Annotated in this window: 9 protein-coding genes, 1 tRNA gene and 2 pseudogenes; 10 read left to right on the top strand and 2 right to left on the bottom strand. The window is 44.1% G+C overall.

Features of this window, described 5'->3' with window-relative positions; translation table 11 throughout:
- Positions 1 to 87 precede the first annotated feature (87 nt).
- The 5 genes from guaB to rimI all read left to right on the top strand — a co-directional run bounded on the left by guaB (position 88) and on the right by rimI (position 4,249).
- Entirely contained in the window at positions 88 to 1,557 is a 1,470-nt protein-coding gene (gene guaB, locus J5O05_RS06085) for an IMP dehydrogenase (RefSeq protein WP_208844028.1), read from the top strand.
- A 95-nt stretch (positions 1,558 to 1,652) separates the two neighbouring features.
- A complete protein-coding gene (guaA, locus tag J5O05_RS06080) occupies positions 1,653 to 3,227 on the top strand; it encodes a glutamine-hydrolyzing GMP synthase (RefSeq protein WP_208844027.1) in 1,575 nt (524 codons plus the stop codon).
- A 133-nt stretch (positions 3,228 to 3,360) separates the two neighbouring features.
- Positions 3,361 to 3,437, top strand: a tRNA-Trp gene (locus J5O05_RS06075).
- A gap of 67 nt (positions 3,438 to 3,504) precedes the next feature.
- Positions 3,505 to 3,798, top strand: a complete 294-nt coding sequence (locus J5O05_RS06070; RefSeq protein ID WP_208844026.1) for a hypothetical protein — start codon at positions 3,505 to 3,507, stop codon at positions 3,796 to 3,798.
- On the top strand, positions 3,791 to 4,249 hold the full coding sequence (gene rimI, locus J5O05_RS06065; RefSeq protein ID WP_208844025.1) for a ribosomal protein S18-alanine N-acetyltransferase: 459 nt from the start codon (positions 3,791 to 3,793) through the stop codon (positions 4,247 to 4,249). The genes J5O05_RS06070 and rimI overlap by 8 nt, the downstream gene beginning before the upstream one ends.
- Positions 4,250 to 4,356: 107 nt before the next feature.
- Here rimI and J5O05_RS06060 read toward each other — a convergent pair whose 3' ends face one another.
- Entirely contained in the window at positions 4,357 to 7,026 is a 2,670-nt protein-coding gene (locus tag J5O05_RS06060; RefSeq protein ID WP_208844024.1) for a hybrid sensor histidine kinase/response regulator, read from the bottom strand.
- Between the two features lie 261 nt (positions 7,027 to 7,287).
- Between J5O05_RS06060 and prfC the strand changes: the two are divergent.
- The 5 genes and pseudogenes from prfC to serB all read left to right on the top strand — a co-directional run bounded on the left by prfC (position 7,288) and on the right by serB (position 13,126).
- Positions 7,288 to 8,878: pseudogene (gene prfC, locus J5O05_RS06055) on the top strand (peptide chain release factor 3).
- Between the two features lie 23 nt (positions 8,879 to 8,901).
- Positions 8,902 to 10,644: an arginine--tRNA ligase gene (argS, locus tag J5O05_RS06050; protein ID WP_208844023.1), complete on the top strand. Its 1,743-nt coding sequence runs from the start codon at positions 8,902 to 8,904 to the stop codon at positions 10,642 to 10,644.
- Positions 10,645 to 10,691: 47 nt separating this feature from the next.
- Positions 10,692 to 11,330: a pyridoxamine 5'-phosphate oxidase gene (pdxH, locus tag J5O05_RS06045; RefSeq protein ID WP_208844022.1), complete on the top strand. Its 639-nt coding sequence runs from the start codon at positions 10,692 to 10,694 to the stop codon at positions 11,328 to 11,330.
- Positions 11,303 to 12,079, top strand: coding sequence for a TatD family hydrolase (locus tag J5O05_RS06040; RefSeq protein WP_244369870.1), 777 nt, complete (start codon positions 11,303 to 11,305; stop codon positions 12,077 to 12,079). The genes pdxH and J5O05_RS06040 overlap by 28 nt, the downstream gene beginning before the upstream one ends.
- An 87-nt stretch (positions 12,080 to 12,166) precedes the next feature.
- Positions 12,167 to 13,126 (top strand): phosphoserine phosphatase SerB, encoded by a 960-nt coding sequence (gene serB / locus J5O05_RS06035; RefSeq protein ID WP_208844021.1) that lies wholly within the window; start codon positions 12,167 to 12,169, stop codon positions 13,124 to 13,126.
- Here serB and J5O05_RS06030 read toward each other — a convergent pair.
- Positions 13,123 to 15,616 (bottom strand): annotated as a pseudogene (locus J5O05_RS06030) (PilZ domain-containing protein). The gene serB and the pseudogene J5O05_RS06030 sit on opposite strands and share 4 nt — an antisense overlap.

The raw sequence follows: 15,616 nt of genomic DNA, 5'->3' as shown, positions 1-15,616 counted from the left end.
TCGATGATGCTTTACTCATTTCAATTACGCTGATAAAATTCGCACGCAATTCCTATTACTCAATCCTACTTGAGAGAAGCCGCAAACATGCTAAGAATTGCAAAAGAAGCTCTAACCTTTGATGACGTACTTTTAGTACCTGCTCATTCAACTGTGCTGCCTCACACGGCAAACCTCGCCACTCGCCTGACTCGCAAAATCAACCTAAACATTCCTCTTGTCTCTGCGTCTATGGACACAGTTACAGAAGCGCGTTTAGCGATTGCTTTAGCGCAAGAAGGTGGTATTGGTTTTATCCACAAAAATATGACCATCGAAGAACAAGCGCGTAACGTACGTAAAGTAAAAACGTACGAAGCAGGGATTGTTTCTTTCCCTGTAACCGTGCCTGCTTCTTTAACTATCGCTGAAACACTGGCGTTAGCAGATGAGAAAGGTTTCTCAGGATTCCCAGTAGTTGGTGCGAATAACCAGCTAGAAGGGATTGTGACGAGCCGTGACATGCGTTTTGAGACCAAACTAGACCAGCCTGTAGCAACCGTTATGACGTCGAAAGAACGTCTTGTTACGGTGAAAGAAGGCGCCTCTCGTGAAGAAATTTTAGGTCTTATGCATGAGCACCGCATCGAAAAAATCTTATTGGTTGATGATGCGTTTACGCTTAAAGGCATGATAACCGTTAAGGATTACCAAAAAGCACAAGACAAACCAAACGCGTGTAAAGATGAACAAGGTCGTTTACGCGTTGGTGCGGCGGTAGGTGTGGGTCCTGGTACTGACGAGCGTATTGCTGCGTTAGTCGAGGCGGGTGTAGATATACTACTTATTGATACGTCACATGGTCATTCTCAAGGCGTTATCGACCGTGTTAAAGAGACTCGAGCTGCATTTCCTAATCTCCAAATCGTCGCGGGTAACGTAGCAACGGCAGAAGGTGCGAAGGCACTAGCTGAAGCAGGCGCTGACGCAGTCAAAGTGGGTATCGGTCCTGGTTCAATCTGTACAACACGTATCGTGACAGGCTGTGGTGTACCGCAGCTTACGGCTATTTCTGATGCGGTGGAAGCGCTTAAAGATTTAAACGTTCCAGTTATCGCTGATGGTGGTATTCGTTTCTCTGGTGACATCGTGAAAGCGTTGGTTGCTGGCGCTTCGTGCGTGATGGTGGGTTCAATGTTCGCAGGTACTGAAGAGTCGCCAGGTGAAGTTGAACTATACCAAGGTCGTTACTACAAGTCATACCGTGGAATGGGATCACTTGGTGCGATGAATCAGAAAGAAGGTTCATCTGACCGCTATTTCCAAACGTCAAAGCAAGCCGAAAAATTGGTTCCAGAAGGCATCGAAGGCCGTGTGGCTTACAAGTACTCAATTTCAACAATCGTGCACCAGCAAATGGGCGGTATCCGTAGTGCGATGGGTTTAACTGGTTGCGCAACAATTGCGGAACTGAATGTGAAGCCTCAGTTTGTGCGAGTAACGTCTGCGGGCATGGGTGAATCTCACGTTCATGACGTACAAATCACGAAAGAAGCACCAAACTACCGTCTAGGTTAAGGTGAATAGGGCTAGCTTCGGCTGGCCCTAATTAATTATTCCGTAAAACAGCCACTGTTTTACTTAGTTTTCGATTTTTAATCACGAGACTATCAATGAGCAAAGACATTCATGATTCCCGAATCCTTATTTTGGATTTCGGTTCGCAATACACGCAACTTATCGCCCGCCGTATCCGTGAAATCGGTGTGTACTGTGAACTATGGGCATGGGACGTAACTGAAGAGCAGATCCGCGAGTTCAACCCGCAAGGTATCATTCTTTCTGGTGGTCCAGAATCTACGACTGAAACAAACAGCCCACGTGCACCTGAGTATGTGTTTAATGCAGGCGTACCTGTGCTTGGTATCTGCTACGGCATGCAAACAATGGCGATGCAACTTGGCGGTCGTGTGGAAAGCTCAAACCAAAAAGAATTTGGTTATGCGAAAGTTGAAAAAGTGTCGGATTGCGCGCTGTTCAAAGACATTCAAGATCATGTTGAAAACGGTCTTGGTGTTCTAGATGTGTGGATGAGCCACGGTGATAAAGTGGTTGAAATCCCATCAACATTCCAAACGTCGGCTAAAACGGATACCTGTCCACATGCTGCTATGTCTTGGGAAGAAAAGCGTTTCTATGGTGTACAATTCCACCCAGAAGTAACGCATACTCACCAAGGTTTACGTTTACTTGAGCGTTTTGCGATTGATATCTGTGGCTGTGAAAAGCTATGGACTCCAGCGCAAATTATCGAAGATGCAATTGCTCGCATCAAAGAAAAGGTCGGTGATGACGAAGTGATCCTTGGCTTGTCGGGCGGGGTAGATTCGTCAGTGGTTGCGATGTTGATCAACCGCGCGATTGGTGACAAGTTAACGTGTGTATTCGTAGACAATGGCTTACTTCGTTTAAACGAAGGTCAACAAGTCATGGACATGTTCGGCGACAAGTTTGGATTGAACATTGTTAAGGTTGATGCAGAAGAGCGCTTCCTAAACGCGCTTGAAGGAATTGACGAGCCAGAAGCAAAACGTAAGGCAATCGGCCATACGTTTATCGAAGTATTCGATGAAGAAGCGTCAAAACGCGTTAACGCAAAATGGCTAGCACAAGGGACTATTTACCCTGACGTTATTGAGTCTGCTGCCTCTGCGACAGGTAAAGCGCACGTAATCAAATCTCACCACAACGTAGGTGGTCTCCCTGAAGACATGGAGTTGGGTCTAGTTGAGCCACTTCGCGAACTGTTTAAAGACGAAGTACGTAAGATTGGTCTTGAACTTGGTCTTCCTTACGACATGCTATACCGTCACCCATTCCCAGGTCCGGGCCTTGGTGTACGTGTACTTGGTGAAATCAAGAAAGAATACTGCGATTTACTGCGCCGCGCAGACGCTATCTTTATTGAAGAATTACACAATGCTGATCTTTACCACAAAGTATCGCAAGCATTCACCGTATTCTTACCGGTTAAATCAGTAGGTGTAATGGGTGATGCACGTAAATACGATTGGGTAGTGTCATTGCGTTGCGTTGAAACTATCGACTTCATGACGGCACGTTGGTCACATCTTCCATACGATTTCTTGGGTCGTGTATCAAACCGCATCATCAATGAAATTGATGGTATCTCGCGCGTTGTTTACGATATTTCTGGTAAACCACCTGCGACGATTGAATGGGAATAAATCCATTCGTTTCTTGAAACGAGCTAAACCGGTGCATTTTGCGCCGGTTTGTTTATTTAAGAAGCAGTTGAATCAAAAAACGAATTTTTTCCTTTACCTTTTATTATTCACCATTATAATGCGTCGTCATTGCAGGGGCGTAGTTCCAATTGGTAGAACAGCGGTCTCCAAAACCGATGGTTGCGGGTTCGAGTCCTGCCGCCCCTGCCACTTCCTTTATTTTCAAGACTTTTCCCCTTATAGTAAGCACCTAGTCATTTTCTGATTGAATAATCTTATGTCTTCAACACTGCACAGTCTTTTTGGTCTTGAATTGCTTCAACCAAGAGGAAAGTATGTTACAGAAACACAAGCACAGACCGTTTCGTTCATTTCTGTAGAACCACTTGAGCAGCTTAGACAGTTTCAATGGTTTATCGATTTTACGCTCGTTTTCGGTCAAGCATTGACGTTTGATTTGGAGCTTGGTGACGATATTCATGTGAGCGAAAATAAGCTCATATTGCCTGCCCAAGTGTTAACCTCGGAACAAAAAAAACACCTTTGGAAACAAGTACAAGCTTATGTATGAATTTAAGTCGGTTGATGAATCCTATTTAGATGCGCTAATGAACGTGGAGCTCGCGTGCCACTCATTCCCATGGTCTCGAAATACCATGAAGTCTTGTATTGGTGGTCGCTATTTTAACTTAGCGGTGTTCGATGGCGAAACGTTGATTGCGTTTTATGTCGGAGAACAAGCGGGGCCAGACTATACGCTCATGGATATATGTGTACACCCAACGTGGCAGCGTCGTGGTATTGCGAAACAACTCCTTACTCACTTTATAGACACGTGTACTGCGCGTGACGCTGAAAATGTGTTTTTAGAGGTTCGTGCGTCGAACAAAAATGCGATTCATCTATATGAACAAGCGGGATTTATCGAAATGGGGGTCCGTAAAAACTATTACCCGACCGCGAATGGAAATGAAGATGCCATTCTGATGGGCATGTCGTTTTTTGGTGAGTTTGGAATATAATGCGTTCGTCGGGAATTAAATTTTCTTCAATGCCCGTATTGACCTGTCTATGCGCATAACACAGTGCAGAACAGATAAGCGATATTTGGACTGTTGATTTATAACGGCTAATTTAGCTTTTCTGCAGGCATACTTAACGTGTATTTTATCGCTTCAATAAGCAATAAATGGTTGTAATGCCATCTTTCCGCATTACGTTCTTTAAGCGATTGTTCGAGTTGGCCCGCAGCTTCATGAATGTTCATAAAGCCAAAACACCCTGAACTTCCTTTTAAACTGTGGGCGAGCGCGCGTAAAGACTCCCACTCATGCTCAAGATAGTACTGATTCAAAAGCTCGAGTTGTTCGGGCAATTTACTGCGATAATTCTCGCTGATCTGTTTAAATTTCTCGCTTTGAAGTAGAGCATCCCAGCGGCTCTCGTTGTTTTCTTGTAATTGCAGATATTCGACCAACACTTCACCAAGCAAACGTTTGTCAATTGGTTTGGCGAGCGTGGCATCACAGCCCGCGACGAGATAGGTATCAATATCCTGTTTCATTACATTCGCGGTTAAGGCGACGATTGGACCATCATACGCTGCATGGCGCAGCATCTGCGTTGCTTCAAGGCCGCCCATGACAGGCATTTGCATATCCATCAGGATTAAGTGGTAATCATTCACTAATGCCGCTTCAACGGCTTCTGCGCCATTGTTTACGATATCAGGGGTCAGTCCCCATGCTTCAAGTAAAAGCTTCACTAGCATCTGGTTATCTGGATTGTCTTCGGCAAGCAGAATCTTCGCATCAAGCTTCATTGCACTAAGCTCAGTGTTAACATCTAGCGGTGCTTGTTCTTCTTCAATTTTTGCGAGTAATTCGTACGGTTTGTTTTCATAATTGCCTGCAACGGTGACGACAAACTCACTGCCTGCGCCTTGCTTGCTGTAAACCGATACGTCTCCACCAAGCAATTGTGCGAGGTTTTTAGATATACACAGGCCAAGGCCTGTTCCGCCAAAGCGCCGTGTAGTCGTGCTGTCTGCTTGCTCGAATGGCTTGAATACGCGTTCGATTTCAGCACTAGACATGCCAATCCCTGTGTCTCGAACGATGAACTCAAAACACGCGGAAATCTCGTTAAATTTAACCGTAAAGGTAATACCACCAATCTCAGTGAACTTAACGGCATTACTCGTGATATTCAGTAAGATCTGTTTTAAACGTGTTACGTCACTGTATAAGTATTTTGGAATAGGTAGGTCGTAGAATATTTCAAACGTGAGCAATTTCTCACTCGCCATTGGCGCGACGATAGCCTCAATATCACGTACTAAAGCGACCACGTTCATCTTGGTTTTCTCAACCGCTAATTTTTCGGCTTCAATTTTTGATAAATCGAGAATGTTATTGATTAATTCAAGCAAGTGTTTGGAGTTTCTGAGAATTGTTCCTAGATATTGTTCATTGCTTGCGGAACTTGGGTTTTGAATAAGTTGCTCGGTAAATCCCATAATGGCGGTTAATGGGGTGCGGATCTCATGACTCATGTTTGCCAAGAAGCGACTTTTTAATTGGTTTGCTTGTTCTGCTTGCGTGATGGCAAGGGCAAGCTGCTGGTTCATTTCCTCAAGCGCGCGAGTGCGGGTCTCGACTTTTTCTTCGAGGTGCTCTTTGAACCCTTTTAGCTCTATTTGAGTATCCCGAATTTGCCCTACCATGTGGTTAAAGTCAGTGAATAAAATACCAATTTCATCTTTATTGTGCGCAGGCAAATAGACTTCTAAATCACCATCTCCCACTTTGTGGCTAGCCTCACCTAATAATTCAATGGGCGAGAGGAGCAGACCACGGACAACGACAAAAATTAAGAAAGGCAGAGCGAAAACGGAGAAAATGATAATGAGCGCGGTAATTAAACTAATAATGCGACCTGATTCGTAGAGCAAGGATTTAGGAATGGTCGAAATGTAGTAATAACCGTTGGCCAGTTGAATGGAATAGATCATTCGTTCCATTTCGTCGATGCTTGGGAACATCGCCGCGGCGAGTTTTGTTTGTTCTGACTGTTTTTGCACTCTTGTCATTTCATCATTTTGCAAGTAGAGACCACGTAGGTTGGCGTCAGAGCTGAACAAAATCAGACCTTCTTGGTTAAAAATGAGGTTTAACGTGTGGTCAAATGGCGCTTCAAGAATGCTCGTGGAAATTAAACTGGGATCGACTTTCAACACTACGTACCCCTGACGTTGTGGTCGTTTTAGTTGATAATCAATTCCGTAAATCTGCTGTACAAAATACAATTTAGCCGTTTGCTCTCCCGCAGGAGAAATAAAATATTGTTGGCGAACATTGCTGTTTTGTAGGCGCTGGAAGAATGGGTACTCGCTTGGTAACTCACTCAGCTCACTTGAATAATAAGCAATGCTCTCACCATTAGGGCTGAGTAAATCGATACTAACAATATCGGGATAGGCTTCACTGTAGCTTGCGAAGACATCCAAAAGTGCGCTCAGTCGAGAGGTATACACATCAGACTCCGCACCACTCAATGCCATAAAGTCGTTCAAGACAGGTGAACTACTAAGTAACTTAGTTGTGGATTGGTAGATGTTGATGTAGTTGAGAATTTTTTGTTGTTGTTGTTCAACAAACCGACCGACGACCAGCTCCGCTTGCTGCTGTGTGGAATTCGTCACGTTGGACAGCGTAAAACCACCAAGAAACAGCAAAGGCAAGATCACCAGTGGAGTGATATACCATAAAAGTCTGAGGCTTAGCTTGCTGGTTTTCATGGAGGTAATGACGGTCCGATGTCAAAAACATTATTGCTAAATAATAAGCGGATAACGGGCAACGGACAAGTCAAACCACGAAATGCATAAATATATTGTTTTTTATCCTTATCCGTGAATCCGTTGATTGAGAAATATGCCAAGATCGGCGAAAATAACGCAATTCACATTCAACTTTTTGACTCGATGGAAAACGGTGTTTTCTGGGAACTGTAATTTGTCAGTGCCATTCGAGTCCTCGATAGTTAAGAAGATTAATTAATGTCAAATTCACCATTCCAGCAAGAAGTTTCGCGTAGACGAACGTTTGCTATTATCTCGCACCCGGATGCGGGTAAAACAACGATTACTGAAAAAGTATTATTATTCGGAAAGGCGTTACAAAAAGCCGGTACAGTAAAAGGCCGTGGTTCAAATCAACACGCTAAATCTGACTGGATGGAAATGGAAAAAGAACGTGGTATCTCAGTAACAACGTCGGTGATGCAGTTCCCTTATAATGAAGCGCTGGTGAATCTTCTTGATACGCCTGGACACGAAGACTTCTCTGAAGACACGTATCGTACGCTGACTGCGGTTGACTCGTGTTTGATGGTCATCGATGCAGCCAAAGGTGTTGAAGATCGTACTCGTAAATTGATGGAAGTTACACGTCTTCGTGATACGCCAATCGTCACATTCATGAACAAACTTGACCGTGATATTCGTGATCCAATGGAGCTGCTTGATGAAGTAGAAACCGAGTTGAATATCATGTGTGCGCCAGTGAGTTGGCCGATTGGTTGTGGTAAAGAGTTTAAAGGTGTTTACCACATTCACCGCGATGAGACGATTTTGTACCAAACAGGTCAGGGCCATACAATTCAAGAAAAACGCATTATCAAAGGGATTGATAACCCTGAATTGGATAACGCGGTTGGCAGTGATTTAGCAGAACAACTACGTGAAGAACTTGAGCTTGTCGTTGGTGCATCGCATGAGTTCGACAAAGAATTGTTTTTAGAAGGTAAATTAACGCCAGTATTCTTCGGTACCGCACTTGGTAACTTTGGTGTTGATCACATGCTAGATGGCTTGACCGATTGGGACTCCTTCACCACAACCACGTAAATCAGAAGACCGTGCCGTTGAAGCGACAGAAGAAAAGTTCTCTGGTTTCGTTTTCAAGATCCAAGCAAATATGGACCCGAAACACCGCGACCGTGTAGCGTTTATGCGTATTGTTTCCGGTAAATACACGCAAGGTATGAAAATGAACCATGTGCGTATTGGTAAAACGGTGAATATTTCAGATGCGGTAACGTTCATGGCGGGTGATCGTGAGCGTGCTGAAGAGGCTTTTGCTGGTGATATCATTGGTTTACACAACCACGGCACGATTCAAATTGGCGATACGTTTACGCAAGGTGAAACGTTGAAGTTCACGGGTATTCCTAACTTCGCACCTGAATTGTTCCGTCGTATTCGTTTACGTGATCCACTTAAGCAAAAGCAATTATTAAAAGGTTTGGTACAACTTTCGGAAGAAGGTGCGGTACAGGTGTTTAGACCTTTGATTAACAACGATTTGATCGTTGGAGCAGTCGGTGTGCTGCAGTTTGACGTCGTTGTTGCGCGTTTGAAGTCAGAGTACAACGTAGATGCATTGTACGAGCCTGTACAAGTGCAAACGGCGCGTTGGGTAACCTGTAAAGACGGTAAGAAGTTTGAAGAATTTAAACGTAAGTGTGAATTGAACTTGGCTTTAGATGGTGGTGACAATTTGACGTACATCGCACCAAGTCGTGTGAACTTGAACCTGACCATGGAACGCTACCCTGACGTTGAGTTCCATCAGACTCGTGAACATTAATCGCTGCGGATAAGGATTTAGACATGAACATTAAGCAAATATTAGTAGAAAAAGCGATCGCAGCTATGAATGCCGCGGGCGTGCCTGAAGGTTCAAACCCAGCCGTTACACAAAGTACTCGTGCCCAGTTTGGTGATTACCAAATTAATGGCGCGATGGGCGCGGCAAAAGCACTTAAGATGAATCCTCGCGAACTTGCGCAAAAGATTATTGATAACCTAGATGTAGCGGATATCGCTGCAACGGTTGAAATTGCGGGTCCGGGTTTTATTAACATTCATCTAAAACCAGAATTCTTGGCATCAAGCCTAATGAATGCTGAGAAAGATGCAAAGTTAGGTGTTTCTGAACATGGCAATGCGCAGAAAGTAGTGGTTGATTTTTCATCGCCAAATCTTGCTAAAGAAATGCACGTAGGGCATCTGCGTTCGACTATCATCGGTGATGCTGTGGTACGTGCATTAGAATTCCGTGGCGACACGGTTGTTCGTCAAAACCACATGGGTGACTGGGGTACGCAGTTCGGTATGCTTATCGCGCACCTTGAAGACTTGCTTAACCAAGGTATCGATTTGGAAAAAGTCGCGCTTGCGGATTTGGAAACTTTCTACCGTGACGCGAAAAAGCGTTTTGATGACGAAGAAGGTTTTGCAGACAAAGCGCGTGACTATGTAGTGAAACTACAAGGTGGTGATGAGCATTGTGCAAAGTTGTGGCAGTTGTTCATTGATACATCAGTAAAGCATTCTGAAGAAGTGTACGCCAAGCTAAACGTGACGTTAAAGCGCGAAGACATCAAGGCTGAAAGTGCATATAACGATGCCTTAGTTGGTGTTATTGAAACACTAAAAGCGAAAGGTCTAGCGGTTGAAGACCAAGGCGCACAAGTTGTGTTCTTAGAAGAACTTGCGAATAAAGATGGTGAGCCTTCTGCGTTTATCGTACAAAAATCAGGTGGCGGTTTCCTTTACGCGACCACGGATCTTGCTGCTTGTGACTATCGCTCAAACCAATTGAATGCAGATCGCATTCTTATCTTTGTTGATGCTCGCCAAAGCCTTCATTTTAGTCAAGTTGAACTGACTGCGCGTAAAGCAGGCTTCCTTCGCGATGCAACAAGCTACGAGTTTTGTCCATTTGGTACGATGATGGGCGACGATGGTAAGCCATTCAAAACTCGTACTGGTGGTACGGTTAAACTGGCCGATTTACTTGACGAAGCAATCAGCCGTGCAACAGACAAACTCGCGGCTCGTGAGTCGGATTTAAGTGAAGAAGCGCGAGCGGAAATTGCGCGTAAAGTTGGTATTGGTGCAGTTAAGTACGCGGATTTATCGAAACACCGTACAAGCGACTATATCTTTAACTGGGATACGATGCTGAGCTTTGAAGGGGCGACGGCACCATACTTACAATATGCTTATACTCGCGTAAGAAGTATTTTCCGTAAAGCGGGTGTTGATAGCGCAAATCTTGCGGGCAATGTTGAAATCAATGAGCCACAAGAAAAAGCATTAGCATTGAAACTGCTTCAACTTGAAGAAGTCCTAGATCTGATGATCAGTGAAGCAACACCACACGTATTGTGTGGATACCTCTATGAATTGGCGAGTTTGTACATGAGCTTCTATGAAGCATGTCCAATTCTAAAAGAGGATGTGGCACAAAGCGTCAGAGAAAGTCGTCTGTTACTGTGTAACCTAGTTGCCAAGACCCTTGCTACGGGACTTGATTTGCTCGGTATCGAAGTAATGGAGCAAATGTAAGTTTGCTAGAAGCCGCAGAATCTGCGGCTTTTTTGTAAGGAGTAAACATGAAGTTAGAAGATATTCGCCGCGAATACACGAAAGGTGGCCTGCGCCGTGACATGTTAGACGAGTCACCATTTACTCAATTCGATGTGTGGCTCAAGCAAGTAGTCGACGCTGGTTTCCCCGACCCAACCGCTATGGTCGTCGCGACAGTCGATGAACATGGGCAGCCGTCTCAGCGAATCGTGCTGCTGAAGCACATGGATGAGCAAGGTTTCGTCTTTTTCACAAATACAGGCTCTCGTAAAGCACAGGAAATTCAGCAGAACAGCAAAGTATGTTTGCACTTTCCTTGGCACGGCATTGAGCGACAAGTGATCGTGTACGGTGAAGCGAAAGCGTTGCCAACATCCGCAGTCGCAAAATACTTTTTATCTCGCCCTAAAGAGAGCCAGCTTGCTGCTTGGGCATCTCAGCAGTCGAGACCCGTTTCATCACGTAAAATGCTGATGGAAACCTTTCACGCGATGAAAAGTAAGTTTGCTAATGGCGACATACCATTGCCGGATTTTTGGGGTGGTTATTGTGTAGTACCTCATAAAATCGAGTTTTGGCAAGGTGGTGAGCACCGGTTACATGACCGTTTTATGTATGTAAAACAGGATGATGGTAATTGGCAAGTCGAACGCCTGAATCCCTAATTGACAGTCATTGTCATCTAGATTTCGACGAATTCGCGCCGGACAGAGACGAGCTTGTTCAGCGCGCTTTTTCTCAGGGCGTCAAAGGGTGGGTCATTCCGGGAGTGACACTCCAGCAAAGTAAAGAGCTGCTTGCGTTCACATTGCCTGTTGGTGACGTATTTTTTGCCCTAGGACTGCATCCTTACTTTTTAGCACAGCATCAAGATACCGACCTTCAATTGTTGGATCAGCTGATTGAAATGAATCACGCTCGCATTGTTGCGGTTGGAGAATGTGGACTCGACTCGAGCGTGGGGGATATAGATAGGCAGACGAGGCTTTTTGAAGGTCAAATCCATATCGCTAATCACCATCAGCTCCCTCTAATTGTGCATCATCGTCAAAGCCACCATCTAATTGCGCAATCGTTTAAGAAAGCAAAGCCAAAACAGGGTGGGATTATTCATGCCTTTAGCGGCTCACTTCAGCAAGCGAATTATTACCGAGATCTTGGTTTCAAACTCGGAATTGGGGGCACAATCACCTACGAGCGCGCGCAAAAAACCAAAAACGTCGTGGCAGAACTACCTCTAGATGCGTTTGTTCTTGAAACGGATGGTCCGTCAATGCCACTTAATGGTTATCAAGGAAAGCGTAATGAGCCTGAGCAATTAGTGCGGGTATTTGAATCCTTTTGCTCGTTAAGAGCTGAGTTCTCAAAATGGACATTGCTGCTGCGCTTGCTCGCAATACTTGTGACGTCTTAGGTGTGGAAATTTCAAGTTGAGCAAAACCTTGCTGACACTTGGCAAGTGACGTGATAAAACAGCGTTGCAGTTACAGGAGAATAAGAAATGCAAGCAGCTCACATTGAATGGAAAGAACTACCAAGCCTTCAGCCAGTGTCTACACCCCCACAAAGCAAACAAAGACTGGTGGTGTTTGGGCACTCAATAGATGACACGTTGTTGGGCAAATTAGTCACAAGTTTAATTGGCGAAAACATTCCCGTTACGCATGTTACGTTGTTTAAACCACATGATTTTCTTGAGACTGCAGCAAGTCTTTCACTCAATATTCACCCGAATAATCTAACTCAAGCATTTAAAGCTCGAGTGAGGGCTATTTTCGCTGAGCATGATTTGGAAGCCGCTATCATCGAAAATGCTCCATCGTTGCAAAGCCCTGGTTTATTGTTGATGGACATGGATTCAACCGCGATTAAAATAGAATGTATTGATGAAATTGCACGTTTGGCTGGAGTCTATGATGAAGTGGCGGCCGTGACTCAAGCTGCGATGGCAGGACAATTGGCGTTCAGTGATAGTCTTGTGCAACGTGTGGCAAAATTGCAGGGCATCGAAATGTCCTTGCTCGATACAATTCGGTTTGATTTACCGCTCATGCCGGGTATTGAGCTGCTTTGTAGCGTGTTAAAAGCAAATGACTGGAAGTTGGCTATTGCGTCCGGTGGTTTTACGCTCTTTGCTGAACAACTACGTAAGCCGTTGCAATTGGATGAGATTGTTGCTAATGAACTGGCATTTAATGGAACTGCGTTAAATGGTAAAGTAATTGGCCGCATTATTGATGCCAAAGCAAAGCAAGAAACGCTTTGTGAACTGGCCGCGCGATACGATATCCCATCGACTCAAACTGTAGCGATTGGTGATGGTGCAAACGATTTAATGATGATGGCCGAAGCTCAGTTGGGGGTCGCCATTCATGGTAAAGAAAAAGTGGTGTACGAAGCCGATGCTGCAATTTGCCATGGTTCACTATTGCAATTGGTTTACTTCCTAAGTGCGCCTTAAAACTTATCAAGCCATGCTTGACGGCGAGCACGCATGGCTTCAAGTGTTCTTGTATCAATATCAAAGTAATCCATTACTTTGTCCGAAACATCCACCAGATCACCCACCGCAGTAACAGACCAGAGTGTTTCCTCTAAATCTTTCGCTTTATGCAGCGCGTAATGGCTGACGTATTTTAATTCGTTGGCAAGATAATCAATATCGGGTTTACCCGTTTTAGAAATGTATACTCGATAAACGAACAATAGTTCCTTTTTCACCGCTTTTTTAGCAAATAGATAGAGAGAGTCGAGTGGCTCCGTGGCTGCAATACATTGGCTCTTTATGGCTTCTTTAATCTTCAATTTTGTTGGATCAAAGCGGACAAAGAGTAAGTACTGAAGTGGTTTATCTTGTCTCGTTTGCATCCGGATCGCGTCACTGAGTGTGGTTTCAGTGAAACCATCAGGAAAGAGTTGTTCTGTGGTAATAAGCGTTGGATTGTTTGTTTCAAACTGGCCCAAGATGCGGTGTAATGCTGTGCGATAAAGCCCAAGTCCCACCGCGCCAATTTTATAGTGAGCAGCTTGCTTATGAAAATAAATGGGGAATTGGCAAATGCTTTTAGTGACCATGTTACGCAAAGCACCCGATAAGCCCGGGATCTTCGGTGTTTCTTCACAAGCTTGCAACTTGCTTTTGTTCATGTCAATTAACTGAGTAAAGAACTGTACGGCCAGACTTTTCGACTCGGTTGGTTGATTTACTTTTAAATTAATAATGGTTTTCGATTTACTTACCGCCATGACCTCGTAGCAGAGATTGTGCAGGTTGTGCTTGGTCGTGATGCGTTGTAGCTCCGGTAAGGATAAGTAAATTAAATGACCTTTTTTTACGTCTAACGGCGCTGCAACTTCAATTTGCATGCCCATCACAGAGAAGTCGCGCGTAAATCCTGTAACCTTGGTGTCAGCATCTTGATTGATTTCCACCATGGTTTTATAGAGATAACGTTTGTGAGGCTCTTAGGTTCACGTACTCGAGTGCAACGGCTTCTAGCGGCGGGGGATTGGCTGACTTTCCATGCCCAAACAATTTCAGTTGGGGTAACAGTTCTTGTTTATAACTTAGTTTCTTGTAGTGTTCACGAACCGCGGGAATACTCACCTCAGTCAGAACCGCGAGATATTGAACCTGCTGTATAAGTCCTTGAACTCTTGGTGTAGGGGGCTTGTTGAGCTTTTCTAAACTTTTGCCAAGTGATTCAGGTAAAGAAAGAGGAATAAAGGCATCTTCATGTGTACTTGGCATCAGTTGTAGCTTAAACACCATCCAACTCTCTTTGTTACTTCCATAAGCAAAAAACAGATCTTTCAATTCTGGATTTTGGTTAAGCTCCTGAGAAGTCGCAGAGTAAAAATAAATTTTCCCGCCAACGGTATGCGTAAAGGTGTAGAGCAGTAATTCTTTAACTGAAGTGTGTTGATCTAAAAGAGTTTTCAGGCGCTTTTGATTGAAAATATTGTACAAACACGACGTTTGTCGTTCATCTTGGAAATAGCGTTGAATGAATAGGCTATTTTCATTGTGCAATGCCATCGATGGATAGAGTATCGAATCTTTTTTGCTCAAAAAAACGAACAATGACATCACTCTAGGGATGTAATATTGTTCGTAACTTTTACAAATAATGGCATCCATCGTGTTATCGAGGTTGATTTTATATCGACGTTTGTTGCCATGAATAAAGCTATTTAAAAAGTCATCAAAACTTTTATTGTTTTCGACAAACGTGCGCTTCAAACGAATATGATTGTATTCTCGCGTGACAGGTTCAACCGCGACCACTTCATATTGGATACCGCTTTTTAGACCAAGCTCAAATTCTTGCTCTAGACCTACCAATCGGATAGTGAGCATATCACTTGGTTGTACGGTATGCTTGGGGGATAGCTTGATTTTTGCACCGCTCAACGAAATATCGGATGTTGATGCGCTAACTTCTCGGCCTTTTGGCAGATTAACAGAGATTTTAATCGAATAATTCATCCGTTCTTCAACACGGCTTTCATACGAGGCAAAGCGGACAAGTTTAACGTTATTTGGGTTTTCTTCAGGAAGAACTTCACCAGAAGCTTCTCGCTCTTGCGCGGCTTTTTGCATGACTTTGAAATTGTTTTCGGTGTTCATGACCGCTTCGTAAACGGCGAGCGTGTATTTTCCGTGCCTAGCGATTTCCTCTTCAAACACTGAGACGGCAACATCGTCCATAAAATGTTGCTTGCCCTCATATTCGTAGGGCTTTACTTCACCTGAAACTTGTCCTCGTAAATCGATAAATCGAGCGACCGGCTGTGAAAGGCGGTTCATCTCCATTTTGACAAGAAACTGGTCTGGCTTTGACAGGTGGGATGTCATTTGGCGAAAGATTTTATCAAAATTAGGATCGCCGAGCTGAAGTTTCAACTCGTTGATTAAATCTTGATATTTCAATAATTTATCTTCAGCCAT

The sequence above is a fragment of the Pseudoalteromonas xiamenensis genome, from assembly GCF_017638925.1.
Lineage (GTDB): Bacteria > Pseudomonadota > Gammaproteobacteria > Enterobacterales > Alteromonadaceae > Pseudoalteromonas > Pseudoalteromonas xiamenensis.
This window is presented reverse-complemented; position numbering and strand designations above follow the sequence as displayed.

What these genes read in the sequence shown, in the direction of transcription:
- rimI (WP_208844025.1), top strand. Translation starts at nt 3,791, where the DNA reads ATGTATGAATTTAAGTCGGTTGATGAATCCTATTTAGATGCGCTAATG.
- J5O05_RS06070 (WP_208844026.1), top strand. Translation starts at nt 3,505, where the DNA reads ATGTCTTCAACACTGCACAGTCTTTTTGGTCTTGAATTGCTTCAACCA.
- serB (WP_208844021.1), top strand. Translation starts at nt 12,167, where the DNA reads ATGCAAGCAGCTCACATTGAATGGAAAGAACTACCAAGCCTTCAGCCA.
- J5O05_RS06060 (WP_208844024.1), bottom strand. Translation starts at nt 7,026, where the DNA reads ATGAAAACCAGCAAGCTAAGCCTCAGACTTTTATGGTATATCACTCCA.
- argS (WP_208844023.1), top strand. Translation starts at nt 8,902, where the DNA reads ATGAACATTAAGCAAATATTAGTAGAAAAAGCGATCGCAGCTATGAAT.
- pdxH (WP_208844022.1), top strand. Translation starts at nt 10,692, where the DNA reads ATGAAGTTAGAAGATATTCGCCGCGAATACACGAAAGGTGGCCTGCGC.
- guaB (WP_208844028.1), top strand. Translation starts at nt 88, where the DNA reads ATGCTAAGAATTGCAAAAGAAGCTCTAACCTTTGATGACGTACTTTTA.
- guaA (WP_208844027.1), top strand. Translation starts at nt 1,653, where the DNA reads ATGAGCAAAGACATTCATGATTCCCGAATCCTTATTTTGGATTTCGGT.